The sequence below is a fragment of the Amycolatopsis ponsaeliensis genome (assembly GCF_030182635.1).
Classification (GTDB): Bacteria; Actinomycetota; Actinomycetes; order Mycobacteriales; family Pseudonocardiaceae; genus Amycolatopsis; species Amycolatopsis ponsaeliensis.
Window position 1 is genome coordinate 235,362 of record NZ_JAPZLD010000003.1, and the last position, 22,185, is coordinate 257,546.

Annotated in this window: 23 protein-coding genes; 12 read left to right on the plus strand and 11 right to left on the minus strand. The window is 71.7% G+C overall.

What is annotated here, in order from left to right:
* Positions 1–6: 6 nt before the first annotated feature.
* Positions 7–1,524, minus strand: a complete 1,518-nt coding sequence (locus tag QQ657_RS06360; protein WP_284741114.1) for an FAD-dependent oxidoreductase — start codon at positions 1,522–1,524, stop codon at positions 7–9.
* Between the two features lie 92 nt (positions 1,525–1,616).
* Here QQ657_RS06360 and QQ657_RS06365 point away from each other — a divergent pair, with 92 nt between their 5' ends.
* Complete coding sequence (locus QQ657_RS06365; protein WP_284741115.1) at positions 1,617–2,315, plus strand: TetR/AcrR family transcriptional regulator C-terminal domain-containing protein; 699 nt, start codon at positions 1,617–1,619, stop codon at positions 2,313–2,315.
* Between the two features lie 4 nt (positions 2,316–2,319).
* Here the strand turns inward: QQ657_RS06365 and QQ657_RS06370 are convergent, their stop codons facing one another.
* From QQ657_RS06370 to QQ657_RS06380, 3 genes are read right to left on the minus strand one after another with little or no spacing between them, the layout of a single operon-like run.
* Positions 2,320–3,726 (minus strand): MFS transporter, encoded by a 1,407-nt coding sequence (locus tag QQ657_RS06370; RefSeq protein WP_284741116.1) that lies wholly within the window; start codon positions 3,724–3,726, stop codon positions 2,320–2,322.
* Position 3,727: 1 nt separating this feature from the next.
* Positions 3,728–4,054 carry a VOC family protein gene (locus QQ657_RS06375; RefSeq protein WP_284741117.1) on the minus strand — a complete coding sequence of 109 codons (327 nt, stop codon included), beginning with the start codon at positions 4,052–4,054 and terminating at the stop codon, positions 3,728–3,730.
* Positions 4,051–4,206: a ribbon-helix-helix domain-containing protein gene (locus QQ657_RS06380; protein WP_284741118.1), complete on the minus strand. Its 156-nt coding sequence runs from the start codon at positions 4,204–4,206 to the stop codon at positions 4,051–4,053. Before QQ657_RS06380 ends, QQ657_RS06375 begins: the two co-directional genes overlap by 4 nt.
* 101 nt (positions 4,207–4,307) lie before the next feature.
* On the opposite strand from QQ657_RS06380, the gene QQ657_RS06385 reads away from it, so the two are divergent.
* Positions 4,308–5,042 carry a ferritin-like domain-containing protein gene (locus QQ657_RS06385; protein ID WP_284741119.1) on the plus strand — a complete coding sequence of 245 codons (735 nt, stop codon included), beginning with the start codon at positions 4,308–4,310 and terminating at the stop codon, positions 5,040–5,042.
* Here the strand turns inward: QQ657_RS06385 and QQ657_RS06390 are convergent.
* On the minus strand, positions 5,039–5,578 hold the full coding sequence (locus QQ657_RS06390; RefSeq protein WP_284741120.1) for a TetR/AcrR family transcriptional regulator: 540 nt from the start codon (positions 5,576–5,578) through the stop codon (positions 5,039–5,041). The two genes, QQ657_RS06385 and QQ657_RS06390, sit on opposite strands and share 4 nt — an antisense overlap.
* 77 nt (positions 5,579–5,655) lie before the next feature.
* Here QQ657_RS06390 and QQ657_RS06395 point away from each other — a divergent pair, with 77 nt between their 5' ends.
* Both QQ657_RS06395 and QQ657_RS06400 read left to right on the plus strand, forming a co-directional pair.
* Entirely contained in the window at positions 5,656–6,267 is a 612-nt protein-coding gene (locus QQ657_RS06395) for an FMN-dependent NADH-azoreductase (protein WP_284741121.1), read from the plus strand.
* Positions 6,267–6,581, plus strand: coding sequence for a DMT family transporter (locus QQ657_RS06400; protein ID WP_284741122.1), 315 nt, complete (start codon positions 6,267–6,269; stop codon positions 6,579–6,581). The genes QQ657_RS06395 and QQ657_RS06400 overlap by 1 nt, the downstream gene beginning before the upstream one ends.
* On the opposite strand, the gene QQ657_RS06405 is transcribed toward QQ657_RS06400, so the two are convergent.
* Positions 6,571–8,583 (minus strand): prolyl oligopeptidase family serine peptidase, encoded by a 2,013-nt coding sequence (locus QQ657_RS06405; RefSeq protein WP_284741123.1) that lies wholly within the window; start codon positions 8,581–8,583, stop codon positions 6,571–6,573. The two genes, QQ657_RS06400 and QQ657_RS06405, sit on opposite strands and share 11 nt — an antisense overlap.
* Positions 8,584–8,846: 263 nt before the next feature.
* Between QQ657_RS06405 and QQ657_RS06410 the strand changes: the two genes are divergently transcribed.
* Positions 8,847–9,803, plus strand: a complete 957-nt coding sequence (locus tag QQ657_RS06410) for a neutral zinc metallopeptidase (RefSeq protein WP_284741291.1) — start codon at positions 8,847–8,849, stop codon at positions 9,801–9,803.
* On the opposite strand, the gene QQ657_RS06415 is transcribed toward QQ657_RS06410, so the two are convergent.
* Positions 9,796–10,368 carry a TIGR03086 family metal-binding protein gene (locus QQ657_RS06415; RefSeq protein ID WP_284741124.1) on the minus strand — a complete coding sequence of 191 codons (573 nt, stop codon included), beginning with the start codon at positions 10,366–10,368 and terminating at the stop codon, positions 9,796–9,798. The two genes, QQ657_RS06410 and QQ657_RS06415, sit on opposite strands and share 8 nt — an antisense overlap.
* 77 nt (positions 10,369–10,445) lie before the next feature.
* Between QQ657_RS06415 and pdxR the strand changes: the two genes are divergently transcribed.
* The 3 genes from pdxR to QQ657_RS06430 all read left to right on the plus strand — a co-directional run bounded on the left by pdxR (position 10,446) and on the right by QQ657_RS06430 (position 12,811).
* The gene (gene pdxR / locus QQ657_RS06420; protein ID WP_284741125.1) at positions 10,446–11,858 is read left to right on the plus strand and encodes a MocR-like pyridoxine biosynthesis transcription factor PdxR; all 1,413 of its coding nucleotides are present in this window, start codon (positions 10,446–10,448) and stop codon (positions 11,856–11,858) included.
* Entirely contained in the window at positions 11,855–12,277 is a 423-nt protein-coding gene (locus tag QQ657_RS06425) for a hypothetical protein (protein WP_284741126.1), read from the plus strand. Before pdxR ends, QQ657_RS06425 begins: the two co-directional genes overlap by 4 nt.
* 102 nt (positions 12,278–12,379) lie before the next feature.
* On the plus strand, positions 12,380–12,811 hold the full coding sequence (locus QQ657_RS06430) for a CBS domain-containing protein (protein ID WP_284741127.1): 432 nt from the start codon (positions 12,380–12,382) through the stop codon (positions 12,809–12,811).
* A 43-nt stretch (positions 12,812–12,854) separates the two neighbouring features.
* On the opposite strand, the gene QQ657_RS06435 is transcribed toward QQ657_RS06430, so the two are convergent.
* Positions 12,855–14,414, minus strand: coding sequence for a DUF4139 domain-containing protein (locus tag QQ657_RS06435; RefSeq protein ID WP_284741128.1), 1,560 nt, complete (start codon positions 14,412–14,414; stop codon positions 12,855–12,857).
* An 84-nt stretch (positions 14,415–14,498) separates the two neighbouring features.
* Between QQ657_RS06435 and QQ657_RS06440 the strand changes: the two genes are divergently transcribed.
* Entirely contained in the window at positions 14,499–16,307 is a 1,809-nt protein-coding gene (locus tag QQ657_RS06440) for a Xaa-Pro dipeptidyl-peptidase (RefSeq protein ID WP_284741129.1), read from the plus strand.
* A complete protein-coding gene (locus QQ657_RS06445) occupies positions 16,307–16,948 on the plus strand; it encodes a YdcF family protein (RefSeq protein ID WP_284741130.1) in 642 nt (213 codons plus the stop codon). The genes QQ657_RS06440 and QQ657_RS06445 overlap by 1 nt, the downstream gene beginning before the upstream one ends.
* 1 nt (position 16,949) lies before the next feature.
* Here the strand turns inward: QQ657_RS06445 and QQ657_RS06450 are convergent, their stop codons facing one another.
* The gene (locus tag QQ657_RS06450) at positions 16,950–17,591 is read right to left on the minus strand and encodes a response regulator (protein ID WP_284741292.1); all 642 of its coding nucleotides are present in this window, start codon (positions 17,589–17,591) and stop codon (positions 16,950–16,952) included.
* Complete coding sequence (locus tag QQ657_RS06455) at positions 17,588–18,700, minus strand: sensor histidine kinase (protein WP_284741131.1); 1,113 nt, start codon at positions 18,698–18,700, stop codon at positions 17,588–17,590. The genes QQ657_RS06450 and QQ657_RS06455 overlap by 4 nt, the downstream gene beginning before the upstream one ends.
* A 96-nt stretch (positions 18,701–18,796) precedes the next feature.
* Here QQ657_RS06455 and QQ657_RS06460 point away from each other — a divergent pair, with 96 nt between their 5' ends.
* Both QQ657_RS06460 and QQ657_RS06465 read left to right on the plus strand, forming a co-directional pair.
* Positions 18,797–19,651, plus strand: coding sequence for a M23 family metallopeptidase (locus tag QQ657_RS06460; RefSeq protein WP_284741132.1), 855 nt, complete (start codon positions 18,797–18,799; stop codon positions 19,649–19,651).
* A 158-nt stretch (positions 19,652–19,809) separates the two neighbouring features.
* The gene (locus QQ657_RS06465; RefSeq protein WP_284741133.1) at positions 19,810–20,934 is read left to right on the plus strand and encodes a DUF4192 domain-containing protein; all 1,125 of its coding nucleotides are present in this window, start codon (positions 19,810–19,812) and stop codon (positions 20,932–20,934) included.
* A gap of 192 nt (positions 20,935–21,126) precedes the next feature.
* On the opposite strand, the gene galE is transcribed toward QQ657_RS06465, so the two are convergent.
* Positions 21,127–22,107, minus strand: a complete 981-nt coding sequence (galE, locus tag QQ657_RS06470) for a UDP-glucose 4-epimerase GalE (protein WP_284741134.1) — start codon at positions 22,105–22,107, stop codon at positions 21,127–21,129.
* Positions 22,108–22,185: the final 78 nt, after the last annotated feature.

Genomic DNA, 22,185 nt, shown 5'->3' on the forward strand with positions numbered 1-22,185 from the left:
CAATGGTCAGCGAGCCAGAACGCGCGCCACCGCCCCGGCGGCCTCGTCCGGCCGCCCTCGCCACGCGATGAAGTGGTCCGGGCGCACCAGCACCGCGCCGCCGTCCGCGATTCCCGTGTCGCGCAGCCATTCCTCGTCCTCGACGACGTGGAAGTCGAAATCACCCGTCGGCGCCCCGGCGCCGGGACCGGTGAGCAGGGTCAGCCGGCGGCCGACGAGATCCAAAGTGGACACCTCGGCCGACACCCACGCGTGGGGGAGCCGTGACCCGGGTGTCCCGTCGAGCACGACGTCCTCGGTGGACGGCAGCTCGGCGCGGGCACCGAGCACCGCCGCCGAGTCGTAGCGGTAGCCGAGGTGGACGACCGGGGCGTTGACGACGCCGGCGGCCGCGCGGGCCGCCGCGGCGGACGGGCCCTGCTCCCAGTGCAGGCGGGGATCCTCGAGCCGCCGCAGTGCCTGGTCGAGCGCCAGTGCCGCCACCGGACGGCGTTCGGCTTCGTAGGTGTCCAGCAGCGCCGGGCCCGCGGCGCCGTCGAGCACCGCGGCCAGCTTCCAGGCCAGGTTGTGCGCGTCGGCCATGCCGGTGTTCGCCCCGAACGCCCCGAGCGGCGGCACCGCGTGCGCCGCGTCGCCGGCGAGGAACACGCGCCCGGCGCGGAACCGGTCGGCCAGCAGCCCGCGCACCCGCCACGGCAGCACGCTCAGCACCTCGACGGCCAGGTCGGGGACACCGACGGCGGCCCGGATCAGCGCGGCACAGCGCGACGGCGGGAACGCGTCCACCGGCTCGTCGCCCAGCTCGGTGTGGAAGATCCAGTCCTTCTCGGCGTCGACGGTCACCAGCATCCCGGGCGACTCGGGCGTCGTGATCGTGCAGTTCGCGAAGTGGTGGCCCTTCGTGTACGGCGTCAGGTCGGCGCGGAAGAGGATGTTGAGCAGGGGCTTCCCGAGCGCGCCCGGCCCGGTCGTGCCGATGCCGAGCGCGGCCCGCACCTCACTGCGGCCGCCGTCGGCCGCGACCAGGCAATCGGCGCGTTCCGTGCGCCGCCCGTCCGGGCCGTCGAGGACCGCCGTGACGCCGGTGTCGTCCTGCTCGAACGAGACGAGCGTGGTCGAGTACGCGACGGTCGCGCCGCGTTCGCGCGCCGCGGTGAGGAGCACCGAGTCGAGCCGGTCTTGCGGGCAGGTGCCGCGCAGCACGCTCGGGCTGTGCCGGGAAGCGGCGAGGTTCGGGGTGTTCGGCACGGCGGGCGGCGTGTCGGGCAGGTCGGCCGTGGCCAGTGTGGGGGCGTAGATCTTGCCGAGGGTGGCGGTGCGCCGGATGGCGACCGCTTCGACGGCGTCGGCGATCCCCGCCTGGCGGAGGAATTCCAGGGTGCGGAAGCTCAGGCCGGTGGCTCGCGGGTGCGCGGACGGGCCGTCGGCGCGTTCGACGACGAGCGCGCGCACGCCGTGGTGGGCGAGGAAGAGCGCGGTGGACAGGCCGACGGTGCCGCCGCCGGCGACGATCACGCGAGTCATGGTTACCCCCAAGTTATGGCTACAGTGTTCTCACTACGGATACACCGTAGCCAATCAGGTACGCTGTTCGCAACGAACCCGGGAGGACGACGATGGCGGAGGAGCCGGCGCTGGTCTGGGCGAAGGAGCGGCGCAGCCCGCGGCGCCAGGCCCCGAGCGTCGAGCAGATCGTGCGGACGGCGATCACGATCGCCGACACCGAGGGACTGCCCGCGCTGTCGATGCGCCGGGTCGCGGCCGACCTGGGCTCGGGCACGGCGTCGCTCTACCGCTACGTCGCGAGCCGCGACGACCTGCTGGACCTGATGATCGACGAGGTCAAGAGCGCCGAAACCACCGAGCTCACCGGCGACTGGCGCGTCGACCTGGCGAGCGTCGCCCGGCAGGTCCGCGCGACGCTGCTGCGGCACCCCTGGCTGAGCGGCGAGATCCCCGGCCGTCCGGCGCTGGGCGCGAACTCGCTGCGCCGCCACGAAGCCGCCCTCACGGCGGCGGCCCCGCTGACCGGCGACATCACGTTCGTCGCGGGGGCCGTGGACGTGGTGCTGGCGTACGTCTTCGGCACGGTGACGCAGGAGCTGGCCGAACTACAGGCCCAACGCCGGTCGGGGCTGACGAAGGAGCAGTGGCAGGCGAGCGTCGGCCCGTACATCCGCGAAGTCATCGAGAGCGGCGAGTACCCGCAGTTCTCGCGCCGGGTGATCGAGGGGGAGGACCGGAGCGCGGAAGAGGTCTTCGAGTTCGGCCTCGGCTGCGTGCTGGACGGCATCGCCGCCCGCGCCGGACGCTGAAAAGTCAGTCGGCGGCGGGCACCCGGCGGCCGCGGATCGCGGACAGGACCGCGGCGGCCAGCATGATCACCGTCAGGGTGTAGAAGGCCGTGCTCAATCCTTCGGTGAACACCGTCGCGAGTGGACCGTCCAGACCCGCCGAGCCGACGAAGATCGCGAACGCCGTGCCGCGCGGGATCGCCTGGGCCGCCACCAGGATCGCCGTGGTGAACGAGAAGACCATGCCGATGCTCGCGAACGTCCGCAGCACGCCCGAGGCGATCCCCAGCCGCTCGGGCGGGCAAGCCTTCATCACCGCCGAACTGTTGGCGGGGTAGAAGAAGCTGCCGCCGATCATGATCACGACGTTGCCGAGCGCGGGCAGCCACAGGCTGCTGGTCGTGGTCATCCGGGCGAAGAGCACGAGCGCGACGACCGAAAGACCCAGCCCGGCGGTCGCGGGGAGCACCGGGCCGAGGCGGTCGGCGAGCCGTCCCGCGTACGGCCCCGCCGCCGCGCCGAGCACGTAACCCGGCAGGAGCAGCAGCGACGCGTCGATCGGGCTCAGGCCGCGCGGGCCCTGCAGGTACATGATCACCAGGAACAGCACCGCGAAGCTGCCGAGCCCTTGGAGCAGCGACGCCAGCAGCGACGGCGCGACCGCGGGGATCCGGAACAGCGACAGGTCCACAGTCGGGTCCGGGTGCCGCAGTTCGATGACCACGAAGACGCCGAGCAGCACCAGACCGCCGGCCAGGTAGGCGAAGTGTGTCCAGTGCAGCGGTTCCGCGGCCAGCGACGTCATCGCCCACGAGATCCCGAACAGGCCCAGGCCGAGGGTGACCATGCCGGCGACGTCCAGCCGGCGGCGCTTCCGTTCGCCGCGGTCGCGCAGGACGCGCCCGGCCAGCACCAGCGCGGCCACGCCGATCGGCAGGTTGATCCAGAAGATCCAGCGCCACGACACCGACGTCACGATGACGCCGCCGAGCAGCACGCCGACCACCGAGCCGACGGAGTAGCCGAGGGCGTTGAACCCGTAGGCGCGGCCGCGCTCGGCCGGCGGGTACAGCTCGGAGATGATCGCGCCGCTGTTGGCGGCGATGAGCGCCGCGCCGAGGCCCTGCAGGAGCCGGAACGCGATGATCGTCGCCGCGTCCCAGGCCAGCGCGCACAGCACCGAGCCGGCGACGAACACCGCGAACCCGGCCCGGTACATCCGCACCCGGCCGAAGAGGTCGCCGAGCCGCCCGAGCTGCGTCGCGAGCACCGTGACGACCAGCAGGTAGCCGACGACCACCCAGGTGACCGCGGATAGGGAGATGCCGAGGTCGTCCTGGATGGCGGGCAGCGCGAGCACGACGATGGTGCCGTCGACGGCCGCGATGAGCACCCCGATCATCACGACGAGCATCCCCAGCGAGCGCTGCACGTCAGCTCCCGGCCTGGAGGATCCACTCCCGCCCGTCGGGATCGCGGACGGTCATCTCGCGGGTCCCGAAGTGGGTGTCCTCGAAGGGGGAGACGACCTCGACGTCGAGCGTCGCGTCGCTCGGGGTCTTCAGGACGAGCTTCATCCCGGTCGGGTGGCTCTCGGGCACCTCGGCGATGAACAGGTACGGCCCGTCGCCGTTGCGCAGCAGCCCCGAGTTGTGGTCGGTGGCGAAGTCGATTTCGTAGCCGAGGGTCTGGAAGAACTTGGCCGCCTTGCCCCAGTTGTGCGTCTCGAGGTACACGGCGTCGATCCCGCTGGTGGTCATCCCTGGTCTCCTTCGGTGGCGAGGTACTGGCGAAGCGCCTCGGTGACGAGCGCCGACAGCGACTGCCCGGTGTCGACGGCGTGGTGCTTGACCTCCCGGATGAGGTCCACGGGGAGGTACACGTTGAACTGCTTGACGTCCTTGTCCGCCATGACAGTATGCTAGCATCCTAACTTAGTAGCGCGTCAACCTTCACCGGATCTCCACCGTGGACGCTCGGGAAATCCACGACCGCGGGGGAGGATCGGGCCTGATGAACTGGTTGCGGGAATTCGAAGAGGAAGCCGAACGTCGACGCCGTCGCGAGGATCCGCCCTGGGCGCGAGGGGCCCGGCTGCACCCTGATGTTGCGCGGAGCATCCAACGGTTCCAGGTCGGCGAAGCCGGGGACGGCGCGAACCTCATCGCGAAGGCCGGTGACGGCGACTACCTCGACGCCGTGAAGCTCTTCGTTGCCGAGGAGCAGAACCATGCCCGGATGCTCGCCGAACTCCTCGCGGCCGCCGGGGTGCCCACCATCGCGACGCACTGGTCCGACACCGTGTTCGTCCGGCTGCGGCGGGCGCTCGGGCTGCGGCTGGAGCTGATGGTGCTGCTGATCGCCGAGGTGGTCGCGCTGCGGTACTACCGCGCCCTGCGCGACGGCGCTGAGGACCCGCTAGTCACGCAGGTCGCCGCCCGGATCCTCGCCGACGAGGAACGGCACGTGCCCTTCCACTGCCACCGGCTGCGGATCGGGTTCGCGGGCTTCTCGAGGCCGGTGCGCGCCGCGGTGTTCGGCGCCTGGCGGGTGCTGCTACTCGGCGTCGCGGTCACGGTCGCCGCCGACCACGGTCCGGCGCTGCACCGCCTCGGCGTCGGACGGCTCGTCTTCGTCGCCGACGTCCTCACCGCCTTCGAGGCCGCCCTCGCGCGGATCCGCGGTGAAGAGCCGAAACCGAAGCCGCGGTACATCCCGAAGCGCGCCCGGCCACGCGGGCTCGTCTAGAGGAGACCGGAAAGCTCCTTCAGTGACGCCGTGATGCGCTCCGGTGTCACGCCCTGCGCGCGCTGGTGCAGGTACAGCTCCGGCGCGAGCGGTGCCAGCAGGACGTCGGCCAGGACGTCGGGGTCGGCGGTGCCTGCCGCCAGGACGCGGACGTGCATGCGCCAGAAGCCGTACGCGCCCGTCGTGAAGCGGGAATGGCCGACCTCCGTGCCCAGCACCAGGTGCGCGTGCCGCTCCAGCAGTTCCACCATCGCCGCGTAGAACGCCGCCAGCCGCTCGGCCGGCGGCGCGCCCGGACCCAGGGGCGGGTCGCCGCGCAGCAGCGACTCCTGCAGCTGGCGTTCGTGCTCGTCCAGGAGGGCGACGGCGATCGCCGCGCGGTCGGGGTAGCGGCGGTAGAGCGTGCCGCGGCCGACGCCGGCCGCTCGGGCGATGTCCTCCATCGTCACGTCGGCCGCGCCGTGGGCGGTGAACAGCTCGTCGGCCGCCGCGAGGATCTTCGCGCGGTTGCGGGCCGCGTCGGCGCGTTCGGGCATGGCGGCAGCCTAGGGAATAAGCGGACGGGGCGTCCAGTTGACGTCAAGTGGACACCGCGTCCACTTGAGGAGGAACCGTGAGCCACCTGCTGCACCTCGACTCCAGTGCCCGCCGCACGTCGTTCTCGCGCGAGCTGTCCGCGCGGTACGCCGACGCCTGGACGGGCACCCGCACCTACCGCGACCTCGCCGCCGACCCGGTCCCGGTGATCGGCGAGGCGTGGACCGAGATCTGCGACGCGCTCCTGACCGCGGGCATCACCGACCCCGCGCACTACGCCGACGTCGTCGAGACGCCGGAGCGGCGGAAAGCCTGGGCGACCGTCGAACCGCTGCTGGCCGAGCTGCTCGAAGCCGACGTCGTCCTGATCGGCGCGCCGATGTACAACTTCTCGATCCCGGCCGCGCTCAAGACGTGGATCGACCAGGTGACGTTCCCGCGGATGTCCTTGCGGGGCAAGGCTTTCGTCATCGCCGGCGCCCGGGGCGGGACATACGCGCCGGGGACGCCGCGAGCGCCGTTCGACCACCACGAGCGGTACCTGCGGGACTTCATCGCCGGGCACTACGACGTCGACGACGTCCGGTTCGTGCACGCCGAGCTGACCAACGCCCTGGTCGACCCGCACCTCGCCGCGCGCGAAGGCGACCGTGCGGCTTCTCGTCGTCAGGCCCTTGAGAGTATCTGATGGGGTGGGCGACACTGATCTGCGCCGGACTCGTCGAGATCGCCTGGTCGCAGAGCATCAAGCCGACGGAGAACTTCACGAAGCCGTGGCCGACGCTCCTGTGTTTCGTGCTCGGCGCGGCCGCGGTGTACCTGCTGTCACGTGCGATGGACACCGTCCCGGTGGGCACCGCCTACGCGGTGTTCACCGGGATCGGCGCCGTCGGCGCGATCGTGCTCGGCGTCGTCGTGACCAAGGATCCGCTCAGCGTCGGCCGGGTGGCCGCGCTGGCCCTGATCGTCGGCGGCGTCGTGCTCGCGCGCGTCACTTCGTGAGCTGCTCCCACAGGAACTCGAACACCAGCGCCCACTTGAACGCCAGCTGCTCGTTGTCGGCTGCGGCGCCGTGGCCGCCTTCGATGTTCTCGTGGTAGCGGACGTCGTGCCCCTGCTCACGCATGCGCGCCACCATCTTGCGGGCGTGGGCGGGGTGCACGCGGTCGTCGCGCGTGGACGTGACGAACAGCGACGGCGGATAGGCGCGTCCACTGTGGACGTTCTGGTACGGCGAGTACTTCGAGATGAACTCCCATTCCGCGCCTTCGTCCGGGTCGCCGTACTCCGCCATCCACGACGCGCCGGCCAGCAGCAGGTGGTAACGGCGCATGTCCAGCAGCGGCACCTGGCTGACGATCGCGCCGAACTGGTCCGGGTAGCGCGTCAGCATGACGCCCATCAGCAGGCCGCCGTTGCTGCCGCCCTGGATCCCGAGCTTTTCCGGCGTCGTGATGCCGCGCTCGACCAGATCCGCGGCCACGGCGGCGAAGTCCTCGTACACGCGGTGGCGCCGCGCCTTGATCGCCTGCGTGTGCCAGCTCGGCCCGTACTCGCCGCCGCCGCGGATGTTCGCGACGACGTACGTGCCGCCGCGCGTGAGCCAGCCGCGGCCGATCATCCCGCTGTAGGACGGGGTCAGCGACACCTCGAAGCCGCCGTAGCCGGTCAGCAGCGTCGGCCCGCCTTCGGCGCCGGCGGGCCGGACGACGAAGTACGGGATCTTCGTGCCGTCTTCCGACGTCGCGAAGTACTGCGCGACGTTCATGCCCGAAGCGTCGAAGAACGCCGGCGCCTGCTTCAGCACCTCGACCTCTTCGCCGACGTGGCCGTAGCTCAGCGTCGACGGCTGGAGGAAGCCGCTGGAGTTGATCAGGTACTCGTCGCTGACGTCGGGATCGGTGTCGAAGATGTCCGCGCTGCCGAACTCCGGCCCGCCGGACAGCGGTTCCTCCTGCCAGCCGTCCGGGCCCGGCGTGAGCGTGCGCAGCTCGGTGCGGACGTCGCGCAGCAGGCCGAGCAGCAGGTGGTGGCGCGTCCAGGCCCAGTAGTCGAGCGAGGTGTGCTCGTCGGGCGTGAAGAGCGTGGTGAACGCCCGGTCGCCGGCCATGAAGTCGTCGAACCGGATGCCGATCAGCGACCCCGCCGGGTGGTCCACGCCGCCGACGGTCCACCCCGTGCGCGGGCGCACCAGCAGCCATTCGCGGTGGATGGACGCGCTCGCGTCGTCCGGAACGTCGATCTTGACCAGCGCTTCGGGCGTGCGCAGGTACAGCTCGGAGCGGTAGAAGTCGATCGCGCGGCTGACGAAGTCGCGCTCGAAACCCTCGGTCGGGTCGTGGGACGCGCCGATCGAGACGTCGTCGGGCTTGCCCTCGTACACCGTGGTCGCGGCCTCGATCGGCGTGCCGCGGCGCCACTCCTTGCTCAGCCGCGGGTAGCCGGAGCTGGTCAGCGTGCCCGGGCCGAAGTCGGTGCCGACGTAGACGCGGTCTTCGTCGATCCAGCCGATCCGGGTCTTCGCCTCCGGCAGCGTGAAGCCGTCTTCGACGAACTCGTGCGCGTCGAGGTCGAACTCGCGCACGACCGTGGCGTCGGCGCCGCCGCGGGACAGCTCGACCAGGCCGCGCCGGTAGTCCGGCCGCAGCACGGTCGCGCCCTGCCAGACCCAGTTCTCGCCCTCGGCCTCGGCCAGCGCGTCGACGTCGAGCAGCAGCTCCCACTCGGGTTCGGCCCGCCGGTAGGACTCCAGCGTCGTTCGCCGCCACAGGCCGCGCGGGTGGCTCGCGTCCTGCCAGAAGTTGTAGAGGAGCTCGCCGCGGCGGCGCACGTACGGGATCCGGTCGTCGGCGTCGAGCACCTCGCGCAGCTCGTCACGCAGCTCGGCGAACCGGGCGCCGGTGGTCAGCTCCGCCAGCGTCTCGTCGTTGCGGGTGCGCACCCAGCCGAGCGCGTCATCGCCGGTCACGTCTTCCAGCCACAGGTACGGGTCCTCGACACTCATCCCGACAGTGAACCTTATTCAGCCGTCGCCCGGCGCAACAGTCACCGCAAGTGCGCCAGTTACGGCCCGTAGCGCCGGTCTAACCAGAATAAGGTTCAGTTTCGCCTGTTCGCGGTCCTGGTGGCCACCGGGCGGCGTTTTCGTTTCGTGATCCTTCCCTCTTCGGGCGTCCGTATGCTGGTGCCATTGAGCAGGGGGAGAACGTGACCGACACCGACGGACCGGCTCCGCCGGGGCGCTCCGGACCGCCATCACCGCCGCCGATGGTGGCCCGGGCCCCCGAACCCGCGTGGGTGCCCGAGCCGAACCCGTGGGCGCCGAACTGGGCCGCCGCGCCGCCGGTGCCGATCGCCCCGCCGCGCAGCCGGCTCTGGGGCGCCGTCGCCGGGGTCATGATCGTCGTGCTGGCGATCTCGCTGATCGCGGCCACCATCCCGCGCCGGGTCGACGGGCACGCGGTCGTGGCGCAGGGCGTCGACACCGGCCGCGCGTACGGCGGCGGCACGGACGGGAAGCCCGCGCAGCCCGTGCCGGAGCTGGCCCGCAACCCGCTGCTCTCCGACGCCATCACGCCCGGGCCCGCCACCTGCTCGCTGCCCGACCTCGGCCGGCCCGCCGCGCAGCTCAAGGCCTACTACAACGCGCTCGTCGGCTGCCTGGAGCAGTCCTGGCGCCCGGCGCTGCAGAAGGCGAACGAGCCGACGCTGACCGCGACCGTCTCGGTGACCCTGCCCGAGCACAGCGCGTGCGGCGAAGCGCCGACGGAGAACGAAGCCGTCGCCTACTACTGCGGCGGCGACACCACGATCTACGCCCCGACCGACTGGATGCTGTCCGACGCCGGGCTCAACAAGGCCCGGCACATCGCGACGATCGCCCACGAGTACGGCCACCACGTCCAGCGCGAGAGCGGCATCCTGTCCGCGGCGGCCGACAAGATGACCTCGCCGGACGAGAACAGCGCGGCCGACAAGGAGGTCGTCCGCCGGATCGAGCTGCAGGCGAACTGCTTCGGCGCGCTGTTCCTGGCCGCGGTCGCCGGCTCGGGCTCGATCAGCCGGTCGCTGGCGAACGCCGCCGTCGCCGACTACGGCCGCGCCAACGACAGCGACACCCACGGCTCGCGCGAGCACCAGCTGTCCTGGGCCAAGGCCGGCTACGACGTCAAGACGACGAAGGCGTGCGACACGTGGAGCGCCGCGCCCGCCGACATCAGCTGACGGTCCACGCCGGGTCACGGCCGAGGAGGGCGAGGAACCGGTCGAGTTCGCTCGCGTCCGCTTCGGTCTCGACGCGGTGCGCGAACGAGCCGTTCTTCTCGCGGCCTTCGTCCGGGATGTGCTCGGCCAGCTGCAGCGCGGCGTGCACGGCTTCGGTGTCCGGCTCGTAGGGCAGGCCGAGCGTGCGGGCCAGGTCCCAGCCGTGCGCGACGGTGTCGACGAGGTGCATGTGCGCGGCGATCGTCCCGGGGAACGTGCCGAAGTGGTTGATGGTGAGCTGCCGGTCCAGCACGGCGTCGTCGGCCATGGCGTCGAGGAAGTCGTCGACCGATGCCTGGTACGCGGCTCGCGCGTCGTCGCCGAGGTCGCCGGCGTCCCAGTCCGGCGCCGAGCCTTCGCGGGCCGCGGTCGCGAAGGCGTGGTTCTCGCTGACCTGGTGACGCAGGAGGTCGGCCAGGGTCCAGCCGGCGCACGGGGTCGGGCGGGCGAGGTCGGCGGGCGTGGCGGTGGCGACGATCTTGTCGAGGACGAGCAGGCTGCGGCGGTCGAGTTCGCGGAGATCCATGCTTCGCACGCTAGGCGGGCCAGCGGACCACGAACAGTGCCAAATTCGGGCCACTTCAGGTGTGCCAATCTGGAGTGGTGGACGTGCACATCGACCTGACCGGGACGCGCGGGCACCGCGACGCGATCTACCGGCAGCTGCGCGCGGCGATCCTGGACGGCCGGATCCGGCCCGGCGAGGCGCTGCCGCCCACACGGGAGCTGGCGCAGCGGCTGGCGGTCTCGCGGACGACGGTCAGCGCGGCCTACGACCGGCTCACCGCCGAGGGGTTCCTCGCCGGGCGCGTCGGCGCGGGCACGTTCGTCACGGCTTCCGCTTTGACGCGCCCCGAGCCGTCCGCGGTTTCGGGCGTGCGGCCGCTGCCTGAGTGGGACGCGCTGCCGTCGCCGCCCGCCCCGTTCGCCCCGGCGCCGGAGTTCGACTTCCGCCCCGGCGTCCCGGACCTGACGCGGTTCCCGTTCGACACCTGGCGCCGGCTCGTCACGCAGCGGCTGCGCGCGGGCCAGGCCGACCTGATGACCTACGGCGACCCGCAGGGTCTCGCTTCGCTGCGCGCCGAGATCGCGAGGCACGTCGGGGTGTCGCGCGACGTGCGGGCGAGCGCGGATCAAGTCGTCGTCACCGCCGGGGCCCAGCAGACGACGGACCTGGTCGGGCGCGTGCTGCTGCGCGCGGGGGACGTGGCCGCCGTCGAGGACCCCGGCTACCCGCCGCCGCGGCTGGTGCTGGCCGCCCGCGGCGTGCGGGTCGCGCCGGTGCCGGTGGACGCGTCCGGGATCGTCGTCAGTGCCATTCCGGCCGGGACGCGGCTGGTGTACGTGACGCCGTCGCACCAGTACCCGCTGGGGCTGTCGATGTCGCTGGAGCGGCGTCTCGAGCTGCTGGACTGGGCCGAGCGCAACGACGCCGTGCTCGTCGAGGACGACTACGACACCGAGTTCCGCTACACCGGCCGGCCGCTGGAACCGTTGCACAGCTTGGATTCCCGCGGGCGGGTCGTGTACGTCGGCTCGTTTTCGAAGGTGCTTTCGCCCGCGCTGCGGCTGGGGTTCCTCATCGCGCCGCCGTCGCTGGTGCCGGCGTTGGTGAAGGCCCGGTACCTGACCGACTGGCACGCGCCGAACGTCGAGCAGGCGGCGCTGGCGGCGTTCATGGCCGAGGGCGGTTTCGCGCGGCACGTCCGGCGGATGCGGAAGGTCTACCGCGAGCGGCACGAGCTGCTGTCGGGATTGCTCGCTGCTTCGTTCGCGGATTTCCTGACGCCGTTGCCGTCTTCCGCGGGCCTGCACCTGAGCGCCACTTCTTCGTCGGATCTTTCGTCCTTGGTTCGCCGCGCCCGGCACGACGGTGTCCGGCTGTATTCGCTGGGGGACTTCGCCGTGGGGGAGCGGCGGCACGGGCTGGTGTTCGGTTACGGTGCGGTCGCGGCCGAGCGGATCGGGCCGGGGCTGGCCCGGCTGCGGGCGCTGGCGGACGAGGGAGCGGCATGACCGACGAGGTGCTGGTGGCGATCGACGCGGGTCTGCGGCAGCACATCGGCGGCGACCGCGCGGGCGCGTACGCGACGTTCACGGCGTTGTGGGCGTCGATCGGACCGGACGGCGACCCACTGCACCGCGTCGCGCTGGCGCACCACATGGCCGACGTCTGCGACGACCCGGCGCAGGAGCTGGAGTGGGACTTGCGCGCCCTGGCGGCGGCGGGCGCGATGACCGACTCGGCGACCGCGCGTGGTTTCTACCCGTCGTTGCACCTCAACCTGGGTGAGGACTACCGCAAACTGGGTGACATGGCGGCGGCGCGCGAGCAGCTGTCCCTGGCCCGCGCCCGCCTCGACGCCCTGTGCGACGACGACTACGCGGCCGGTATCCGCCTGGCACTGGACGGCCTGGCCGAACGGCTTGGCTGAATCGGTACGAATACCACGAACAAGCCCCGTTTGCCGGACTTTCGCGCACGTCCCGGCGCCCTTACCCTGTGGTGATCCAGCTCACCGACGGGAAGGATCGCCATGCGGATTGCGGATCTGCTGCGCAAGAAGGGGTCGGCGGTCGCAACGGTCACCCCGGAGACCACGGTGACCGCGCTGCTGGCCGGCTTGGCCGAGAACAACGTGGGCGCGATGGTCGTGGTGTCCCCGGAGGGATCGATAGCGGGCATCGTGTCCGAGCGCGACGTGGTACGCCGCTTGAACGAGCACGGCCCCGGTCTGCTGGACGGGCCGGTGTCGGAGATCATGACGAAGCTGGTGGCGAGCTGCGGTCCGGAGGACTCGGTGGACCAGCTGTCGGTCCTGATGACGGAGCGCCGAATCCGGCACGTCCCGGTCCTGGTGGACGGCCGGCTGGCGGGGATCATTTCCATCGGGGATGTGGTGAAGAACCGGATGGAGCAGCTGGAACAGAGCCAGGAACAGCTGGAGGCGTACATCTCGCAGGGCTGAAGGACGGCGGCGGTCCCGTCGGGGCCGCCGCCGCGCAGCGCGGTTATTCCCGCCAGCCCGACAGTTCCACGCCCTTCGCGACATCCACCCGATAAGACAACGTCACCGTCTTGGTCTCACCCGCCGCCAAGGTCAGCTTCCACGTAACCTCACCCAACTCAGACGTCTCCACCGGCTCCGGCGACGTCTTCACGTCCTTCACCGTGACCGCGTCATCCCGCGAAACCGGCGCTTGGTCCAACACGGTCACCACAGCCTCCCGAGGCCCATGGTTGGCAACGGAAATCCGATACTCCGCCTCACGCCGCTTCTGCCCCGACAAAGTCGCCTTCGAAGCCGTCCGCCGAACCAGCTCCCGCTCGATCCGGATCCGGTCGTCCACCCCCAAAGCCAACTCGAGCTCCTCCCCAGGAGCCCACGGCTCGAGCACAGTAGTCCCGACGAACTCGGCGTCATGGAACACCGAAGCCCGCCCCGGCCTCAAGGCAAAAGAAGACGTATTGACGACGACCGCCCGCAGATAAGCCTCCTCGGCCAACACCGGCGCCGTCACGTAACCCAAAACAGCCGTGAGCGAAAGCTGAGCCAACGTCGTCCGATGCCCCTGAGCCCCGGAAGGCACCGCCACCGGACGCGAAGGCCGGTACGTCACCGCCGTCGTCCCCTGCTCGGCCGAAGCCAGTTTCGGCGCCATCGGAGCAGGAGCGGAAGCAGCGAAACGCGCCATCCGCGCGCCCTCCGGAATGCCGCCACCGGAACCGCCGTAAGCCGCCGCCGGAGCCGCCGGGACCGGGTGGACGCGGTCCAAGTACCACGGCGACAACTCCGGTACCACCACCGAAACCGCCGGCCGCGCCGTCGACAAAGCCAGCTCGCACTCCGGCCAGTCCTCGCCCGTGTGCTGGCTGACCAGCCCGTACGACGTCACGCTGACCTCGGTCCCGCGCACCCGGACGTCGTAGCCCGGCTCCCAGCTCGCGCCCTGGACCACATAGGACAGTTCCAGCTCCGCCGACCCCGACGGATCCGCGATCTCCAGCTCCACGACCACCGTCGTACTGTCCTGATAGGACTGTCCGCGGTGGGACTCGATCCGCCGGTCGAGCGCCGCGAGGTCTTCGCGCAACCGGGTGATCCGGTCAGCGAAAAACCGCCGGGACTTCAACGCCGAAGCCAGCCGCGAGCTCAGCGCGTCGGTCACCTCGGCGACGCGCGACGGCTCTGCGGTCCCGGCCGCCAGCGCCTTCGCGAAGCTGCCGCCACTGCGCTTCGCGAGCGAAGTCAGCAGATCCACCTTCATGGTTTCGGCCGCTTCGTCGTCGACGACGCCGTCGAGCGTCGCCTGGTCGGTACGCCGTTGTTCGACGAGCGTGTGCAGGACGGCATCGGCCGGCGAAGCGTGCTGCTCGGTGCGCACGTCGACGCCGGTGATCAGGGCGGGACCGGTGCCGGTGACGCGCACGGACGCCGGATCGAGGGCCGGGGAGAGCCCGGCGAAGGTCAGGCGCGGCCCGCCGTCGAGCGGGGCCTTGCCCCGGCGGGTGATCCGGGCCTGCTGCGGGTAGACGGTCACGGCGGCGATCGGCGCTTCCACGGTCGGCATGACCCCGACGTTAGTCTCTTGACACTCCCGAGGCCGGAGCGGAAGTCTCGACACTCGTCCGCTTCGCCCGGCTTGGGGGTTTGAGTGAAAGCCGCACGAACCGCAGTCCTGCTCCTCGCACTGGCCACCCTGCCGCTCACGGCGGTCACCGCCGAAGCCGCCGCCCCGCCCGGCCCGGTCTTCACCGGCGGCCAGGCGCAGCCGGTGTTCGACCCGGCCGACGTCGTCCGCGAGGACGTCTGGGTCACCGCGCCCGTCGACAGCGACCACGACGGCCAGGACGACCTCGTGCACGCCCAGGTCGTGCGCCCGCGCGCGACGCAGCAGGGCCTGAAGGTCCCCGTCGTCTACCAGGCCAGCCCGTACTACGCCGGCGGCAACGACATCGCGAACCACGACGTCGACGTCGAGCTCTACGCCCCCGGGTACGCCCGCGGCCCGGAAGGCCCGCGCGTCGCGGCGCACGGCGTCGGCCCGGCCGCCCCGATCACCTGGCGCTACCAGGACTACTTCACCGCGCGCGGGTTCGCGGTCGTGTACGGCGAGTCGCTCGGCTCCGGTCTCTCCACCGGGTGCCCGACCACCGGTGACGTCAACGAGACGATCGGCGCGCGCTCGGTCGTCGACTGGCTCAACGGCCGGACGCCCGCTCGTGACGCCGCCGGCGCCGCGGCGAAGGCCGACTGGAGCACCGGCAAGACCGGCATGATGGGCGTCTCCTACAACGGGACGCTGCCCAACGCCGTCGCGAGCACCGGCGTCGAAGGTCTCGAGACGATCGTGCCGATCGCCGCGATCTCCAGCTGGTACCAGTACTACCGCAACGACGGCGCCGTCGTCGCGGCCGGCGGGTACCAGGGCGAGGACGCCGACGTGCTCGCCGAGTACGTCTACACCCGCGAAGACCGGCAGGTCTGCCGCCCGGTGATCGACGGGCTGGCCCGCGACCAGGACCGCGTGACCGGCGACTACACGCCGTTCTGGGACGTCCGCAACTACCGCAACGACGTCGCGAAGGTGCACGCATCGGTGCTCGCGGTGCACGGCCTCAACGACTGGAACGTCAAGACCGACCAGGTCGCCGAGTGGTACGAAGCGCTGAAGGCGCACGGCGTCGAGCACAAGATCTGGCTGCACCAGTCCGGTCACGCCGACCCGTACTCGCTGCGGCGCGACGTCTGGCTCGCGACGCTGAACAAGTGGATGTCGCACTACCTCTACGGCATCGACAACGGGATCCAGAACGAGCCGAAGGCGACCATCCAGCGCGAAGACCTCTCGTGGGTCGACGAAGCCGACTGGCCGGCGCCCACGACGTCCGACGTGCGCGTCTACCCGTGGCCCGGCGGCAAGGCGAAGGGCACCATCGACACGCGCAACCCGGTGCCGGGCAGGGCGGCCGTCGAAACCCTCGCCGACGACTCGTCGAAGACGATCGAGCAGCTGGCCGGCCTGGCATCGTCGGGCAACCGGCTGCTGTACGCGACTTCGGCGGCGAAGCAGTCCGTACGTCTCTCGGGCACCGCACGGGCCGACCTGGCACTGGCGTTCGACCGGCCCGCGGCGAACGTCTCCGCGATCCTGCTCGACCGTGCCCCGGACGGCACGTCCCACGTGATCAGCCGCGGCTGGACCGACCCGCAGAACCGCACGTCACCGGCCCGCACCGAGCCGATCACGCCCGGGCAGACGTACAAGATCACCGTCGAACTGATGCCGAAGGACTACATCCTGGCCGCGGGTCACCGGCTGGAGTTCCTGCTGGCGTCCAGCGACCACGACTACACGTTGCGGCCGAAGCCGGGCGCGGGACTGGCGCTCGACCTGACCAAGACGTCGGTGACGCTCCCGGTCACGGGCGGCAAGCCGGCCCTGCGAGCCGCGTTCGGCTGATGCTGCCGGAGCGTCTCCACGCCGACGTCCGCACGCTGTGGGACTACCACGACCTGCGGCACGAGCCACGGCGCTGCGACGCCGGGATCGGGCTGGGCAGCCGCGATCCCGGCGTCGCCGTCCACGCGGCGGAACTGTTCCACGCCGGACGGTTCCCGCTGGTCGTGTTCACCGGGGCCAACGCGCCGACGACGGTGGAGCGCTTCCCGCGTGGCGAAGCGGTCCACTACCGCGAGATCGCACTGGAGCTCGGCGTGCCCGACGAGGTGATCCTGGTCGAACCCGAGGCGCGCAACACGGGGGAGAACGTCGAATTCACCCGCCGGCTGCTCGCCGGGCGGGAGATCCGGTCCGTGACGCTGGTGACGCGGCCGTACCAGCAACGACGGGCCTACGCCACGGCGAAGCGGCTCTGGCCCGGCGTCGACATCGTGTGCGCGTCGAAAGCGGTGTCGTTCGAGGAGCACCTGACCGGCGAAGAGGACGTCGACCGGGTGATCAGCATGCTCGTCGGCGAGACGCAGCGGATCACCGCGTACGCGGCGCGGGGCTTCGCGATCCCGCAGCACGTCCCGGACGGGGTCGAGCGGGCGTTCGGCAGGCTGGCCGCGGCCGGGTTCACGCAACGGATGCTGCGGTGAGTCAGTCCGCGATGCCCGTCCGGTAGGCGAAGGCGACCGCCTGCGCGCGGTCCCGCAGCCGGGCCTTGGTGAACAGGTGGTTCACGTGGGTCTTCACGGTCGCCTCGCTCACCACGAGCGTGCGCGCGATCTCCGTGTTCGACAGGCCCGCCGCGATCAGCCGCAGCACCTCGATTTCGCGCGCGGTCAGGCCTTCGATCTCCTTGACGCGCTGGGGCGTGCTGCGCGTGGCGGCCTCGACGAGCCGGCGTTGCAGCTCCCCGTCCACTGTGGACTGGCCGGCGGCCGCCGAGCGAAGCGCCCTCGCGATCGCTTCGGCGTCGGCGTCCTTCGTGAGGAACCCGCGGGCGCCGGCGCGCAACGCGGCCAGCAGCGACTCGTCGTCGGCGTACGTGGTCAGCACGACGACCTCGGTGCCCGGGTGCTCGGCGCGGATCCGCTCGGTGGTCTCCACGCCGTCGCAGCGTGGCATCCGCAGGTCCACGAGCACGACGTCGGGGTGGTGCTCGGCGACGAGGTCGAGGGCGGCCAGGCCGTCGGCGGCGGCGCCGACCACCTCGACGCCGGGCAGCAGCCCGAGCAGCGTGACCAGGCCCTCCCGGACCACCGCCTGGTCGTCGGCCAGCACGACGCGCAGCGTCACGCCGGCACCGTCAGGTGAATCCGCCATCCGTCCTCCCCCGGCCCGCTCTCGAAGCGCCCGTCGAGCAGCGCGACCCGTTCGCTCATCCCGCGCAAACCGTAGCCTGCCGCCGGCGCGTCCGGCGGGCGCCTGCCCTGCCGGTCGGCGACGGTCAGCGCGACCCTTCCGGAGCCGTAGTCCAGGGTGACGTCGACCTCGGCCTGCGCCGCGTGCTTGCGCGTGTTGGCCAGGGCTTCCTGCACCGCGCGGACCAGCGCGGTGCCGACCGCCGGGTCGAGCTCGCGCGGTTCGCCCTCGATCGTCAGGTCCGCCCGGGCCCCGCTGTCCAGCCGGTAGGCGGCGAGGAGGTCGGCGATCGTGCGTTCGACCGGGACGGCGTCCTCGCGTAGCGCGGCGACGGCCTTGCGGGCTTCGGCGAGGCCGTCCGACGCCAGTTTCTGCGCCCGTTCGATCTGCGCGACGGCGTCCGGGCTCGCCCCGTCGCGCACCAGCATGAGCCGCGCGCCCTGCAGGTTGAGCGACAGCCCGGCCAGCGAGTGCGCCAGGACGTCGTGCAGCTCGCGGGCGATGCGGGTGCGTTCGGCGAGCGCCGCCGCGCGGGCGTGCTCCTCGGTCGCCGTCTGCGCGCGGGCCAGCGCCAGCTCGGTCTGCTCGATCCGGGCCAGCCGGGTCCGCCGGTTCAGCCCGAGCAGCACGATCACGGCGACGATCGCGTACGTCGGCAGCGCGCCTTCCCAGGCGTGGTGGTAGCCCGCCCAGAAGGAGATCGCGGCCAGGTCGATGCCCACCGCGAGGATGATCGGCAGCTTCGGCTGCCAGAGCACGACGAAGAACGTGGTGCTGAACATCGTCACCGACGCCCAGCTGTTCGGCACGATCGCCCACAGCGTGCCCGCGGCCGTGATCACGGTGATGCTGAAGACCGGCAGGAAGCGGCTGGCGCCGGTGTCGAAGATCCAGAGCAGCGGGAGCGACAGGGCCAGGGTGATCCCGATCAGGATCCACGAGAGCGTGTTCGCCCGGGGCATCGCGGCGAACATCGGCACCGCGACGAACCCCCAGCGCACCCAGTCCTGGGCCTGGGGGAGCCCGGGTCGTGTGGCGATCATCTTCAGAGTCCTCCGCGGGGTGCTTGTACGGAAAATGTACCGACGAGGGCTTCGCTGTGCGGTGTCGAGATGTCCGCTTCGTCAGGAGGTTTCCCCATGTCCAGGTTGCGACGGCTCGCCGTGTTCGCCGCCGCCGCGGCGCTGCCCGCGCTCGGCCTCACCCTCGCCGGCTCGGCGACCGCGTCGGCCGCGCCGAACTTCCAGGTGCCGTTCAAGTGCGGGGTCACCGTGACCGCGGCGACATTCAGCGGGCACAGCCCGGAGTACTCGGTCGACTTCCAGAAGTCGGGCATCACGGGCATGCCGGTGCTGGCCGCGTCGTCCGGCACGGTGACGCGGGTCGCCGACGAGGGCAGCACGAGCTACGGCAAGTGGATCGAGGTGGACCACGGCAGCGGCTGGCGCACCCGGTACGCGCACCTGTCGGCCCAGGAGGTCTCGGTCGGGCAGTCGGTCGCCGGCGGCAAGGAGATCGGCAAGGCGGGCGCGACCGGCGGAGTCACCGGCCCGCACCTGCACTTCGAAGAGCGGCTGAACGGCGTGGTGCAGAAGGCGAAGCTGAACGGTGTCGCCGTGCCGTACTACGGGCACACGGACTTCACGAGCAAGAACAACTGCGGCGGCAACCCCTACTCCGCCGAAGAGGTCTGCGGCTCCGGCTTCTCCGTCGTCGACCAGCAGGCGCTGGCGAGTTCGTCCGGCACGACGTACCTGCTGTACAACGCGTCCACCAAGGCGAACTGCGTGACGACGCTGAAGGCGACGTCGCTGGGCACGGCGAGCGCGGTCTCGGCGTTCCTCGAGGTCCAGGGTTCGGCGCGGGTGACCGACTCCGGCAGCTTCACCTACTACGCCGGACCGGTGAAGAAGACCGCCGACGCGACCTGCGTGAAGTGGGGCGGCTCGGTCGGCAGCAACACCTACGAAAGCGGCTTCGAGCACTGCGGCTGAGCCGGGCCGGTCGGTGGGGCCGGGCAGCATAGCCCGCCCCACCGACAAGAATCCGCCGTCCGGCCGCCTCCCGGCCGGATCCGTCCACATCGGCCCCGCCCATCCACAGATTTGCCGCCACCGCCCCATCCGGCCCCGGCTTGCCCCACCGTGGAGGCATGACCACTGCCACCCCGGCCGGCCGCTCGCCGGTCGACCTCCGAAGCCCCGCGCAGCTGCTGGCCGCGCTCCCCTACCTGATCGGGTTCCGGCCCGCGAACTCCGTCCTCCTGCTCGGCCACCGGGCTCCCATGGGCGACCGGCTGGGCCTGGTGCTGCGCGGCGACCTCCCGCGCCGCGAAGACCGGGCCCACCAGGCCCGGGCGCTCGCCCCGAGGTTCGCCTTGGCCCCGCACACGGGCGTGACGCTGGTGGTGGTCGGCGGCCGGCGAAGACCCGGCAGCCCGCCGCCGCACGCGGGCTTCGTCAACCTGCTGGGTGACGCGCTGGGCGAGCTCGGCCTCCCGGTGCTGCACGCGATGTGGGCACCGGACATCGACGAAGGGGCACCGTGGGGGTGTTACGCGGACCCGGACTGCGGCGGTTCGCTGCCGGACCCTCGCGCGACCGTGGCGGCGGCGGTCGCGACGGGCGACGGCTCGGTGGCCTTCGACAGCCGCGCCGAGCTGGAATCGCTGCTCGCCCCACGGTCGCCGGAAGCACTCGCCCGCCGGGCTGAATCGCTAGCTCGGCTGTCGTCCCTGCTCTGGCCGGAGGCGACGTGTGTCTTCGAAGCGGCGTCGGCAATCCGAGCGGCGTTCGAGCGCCAGCTGCGCGGCTCAGGGCCACCGACGGACGAGGAAGCGGTCGCGCTCGCGAGCGCCCTGACGCTCCCGGAGATCCGGGACGCGTGCCTGGGAATGGCGGTCCCACCCCACACTCCGGCCGCGCGTGAAGCGGAGCGCTTGTGGCTGACGTTGGTCCAGGAGCTCCCGGCCCCGGAGCGCGCGGAAGCGGCGACCTTGCTGGGGTACACGGCATTCATGCGCGGCGACGGCACGTTCGCGCGCATGGCACTGGAGAACGCGTTGGCGGCGAAGCCGGACCACGTACTGGCCGGGCTGTTGAAGACGGTGCTGGACCAGGGCATGGCGCCTGGGCAGCTGTTGGGCTTGGCGCTGACGGCGGACCCGGTGGGCTTGTCGGGCTTCGGCCTGGCTCCGGAGGATTTCGGGGAGCCCGGTCCGCGCCTGCCGCTGGGTGTCGTGTGTGGACGTTCGGAGTTCGTCGTCGAGCCGGGGTGAACGGCGCGCGTGCCCCTGGCCGGTTCAGCTTCGCACTTGCCGCGCCAGGTAGTGGACTGTCACTGCCTGGCGCGGCCGGCAGCCTCATCTCTGCCGGTCCTGGTGACGGGGCAGCTCGGTACGACCCCAGCCCTCGCGCCGCCGCGCAGCGGAATACTGCCGCGCGGCGGAGGCCCGAAGCGGCGCGCGGTCTCAGCCCTGCCGGGCCTGGGTGAACTCCCAAGCGTCCCGCACGATGCCGGTCAGCTCGGTGCGCTCCGGCTTCCAGCCCAGCTCTTCCCGGGCCCGGTCACTGGCCGCCACGAGCACCGACGGGTCGCCCGCCCGCCGCGGCGCCACCTCGGCCGGGATCGGGTGGCCGGTGACCTCGCGGCACGCCTCGATCACCTCGAGAACGGAGAACCCCGTGCCACTGCCCAGGTTGTAGATGCGGTGCGTACCCGCCGTCGCGTGCTTCAGCGCCAGCAGGTGCGCGTCGGCGAGGTCCACGACGTGGATGTAGTCGCGGATCGCCGTGTGGTCCGGCGTCGGGTAGTCGTCGCCGAAGATCTTGATCTGTTCACGGTCGCCCGTGGCGACCTGGAGGACGAGGGGAATCAGATGGGTTTCCGTGGTGTGGCGCTCCCCGAACGCGCCGTACGCGCCCGCGACGTTGAAGTACCGCAGGCTCACCGCGGCCAGCCCGTGCGCGACGGCGAAGCTGGTGATCGCGTGGTCGATGGCGAGCTTCGTCGCGCCGTAGGTGTTGGTCGGCCGGGCCGGCGCGGACTCCGGGATCGGCGACTGCTCCGGCTCGCCGTAGGTCGCCGCGGTCGAGGAGAACACCAGGCGCGGCGTGCCGTGCTCGCGCATGGCCTCGAGCAGCCGCAGCGACGTGACGACGTTGCCTTCCCAGTACTTCGCCGGCTCCGTCATCGACTCGCCGACCAGCGACTTGGCCGCGAAGTGCAGCACGCCGTCGAAGCCCTCGCGCAGCAGGCTGCCCGCCACCTCCGCCGCGTCACCCTCGACGAACCGCGCGTCCGGGTGGACGGCGTCGGCGTGGCCGGTGGACAGGTCGTCGACGACGGTGACCTGGTGCCCGGCCTCGATCAGCCGGGCGGCGCAGACACTGCCGACGTACCCGGCTCCGCCCGTCACGACCAGTTTCAGGGCGTTGCTCTGCTCCGACACGTCCAGGCCTTCCTGCCGAGGGTGGTGACTGTGCGCCACAGTTTCCTCCCATGGCGACGCGCGGGTCCGCGCGGGGGT

Bases quoted from the DNA above. Each gene is read 5' to 3' on its own strand.
- QQ657_RS06365 (WP_284741115.1), top strand. From the start codon at position 1,617: ATGGCGGAGGAGCCGGCGCTGGTCTGGGCGAAGGAGCGGCGCAGCCCG.
- QQ657_RS06460 (WP_284741132.1), top strand. From the start codon at position 18,797: ATGTCCAGGTTGCGACGGCTCGCCGTGTTCGCCGCCGCCGCGGCGCTG.
- QQ657_RS06465 (WP_284741133.1), top strand. From the start codon at position 19,810: ATGACCACTGCCACCCCGGCCGGCCGCTCGCCGGTCGACCTCCGAAGC.
- QQ657_RS06380 (WP_284741118.1), bottom strand. From the start codon at position 4,206: ATGGCGGACAAGGACGTCAAGCAGTTCAACGTGTACCTCCCCGTGGAC.
- QQ657_RS06390 (WP_284741120.1), bottom strand. From the start codon at position 5,578: ATGCCCGAACGCGCCGACGCGGCCCGCAACCGCGCGAAGATCCTCGCG.
- QQ657_RS06375 (WP_284741117.1), bottom strand. From the start codon at position 4,054: ATGACCACCAGCGGGATCGACGCCGTGTACCTCGAGACGCACAACTGG.
- QQ657_RS06435 (WP_284741128.1), bottom strand. From the start codon at position 14,414: ATGCCGACCGTGGAAGCGCCGATCGCCGCCGTGACCGTCTACCCGCAG.
- QQ657_RS06415 (WP_284741124.1), bottom strand. From the start codon at position 10,368: ATGGATCTCCGCGAACTCGACCGCCGCAGCCTGCTCGTCCTCGACAAG.
- QQ657_RS06425 (WP_284741126.1), top strand. From the start codon at position 11,855: ATGACCGACGAGGTGCTGGTGGCGATCGACGCGGGTCTGCGGCAGCAC.
- QQ657_RS06430 (WP_284741127.1), top strand. From the start codon at position 12,380: ATGCGGATTGCGGATCTGCTGCGCAAGAAGGGGTCGGCGGTCGCAACG.
- QQ657_RS06445 (WP_284741130.1), top strand. From the start codon at position 16,307: ATGCTGCCGGAGCGTCTCCACGCCGACGTCCGCACGCTGTGGGACTAC.
- QQ657_RS06400 (WP_284741122.1), top strand. From the start codon at position 6,267: ATGGGGTGGGCGACACTGATCTGCGCCGGACTCGTCGAGATCGCCTGG.
- QQ657_RS06405 (WP_284741123.1), bottom strand. From the start codon at position 8,583: ATGAGTGTCGAGGACCCGTACCTGTGGCTGGAAGACGTGACCGGCGAT.
- QQ657_RS06410 (WP_284741291.1), top strand. From the start codon at position 8,847: ATGGTGGCCCGGGCCCCCGAACCCGCGTGGGTGCCCGAGCCGAACCCG.
- QQ657_RS06360 (WP_284741114.1), bottom strand. From the start codon at position 1,524: ATGACTCGCGTGATCGTCGCCGGCGGCGGCACCGTCGGCCTGTCCACC.
- QQ657_RS06455 (WP_284741131.1), bottom strand. From the start codon at position 18,700: ATGATCGCCACACGACCCGGGCTCCCCCAGGCCCAGGACTGGGTGCGC.
- QQ657_RS06385 (WP_284741119.1), top strand. From the start codon at position 4,308: ATGAACTGGTTGCGGGAATTCGAAGAGGAAGCCGAACGTCGACGCCGT.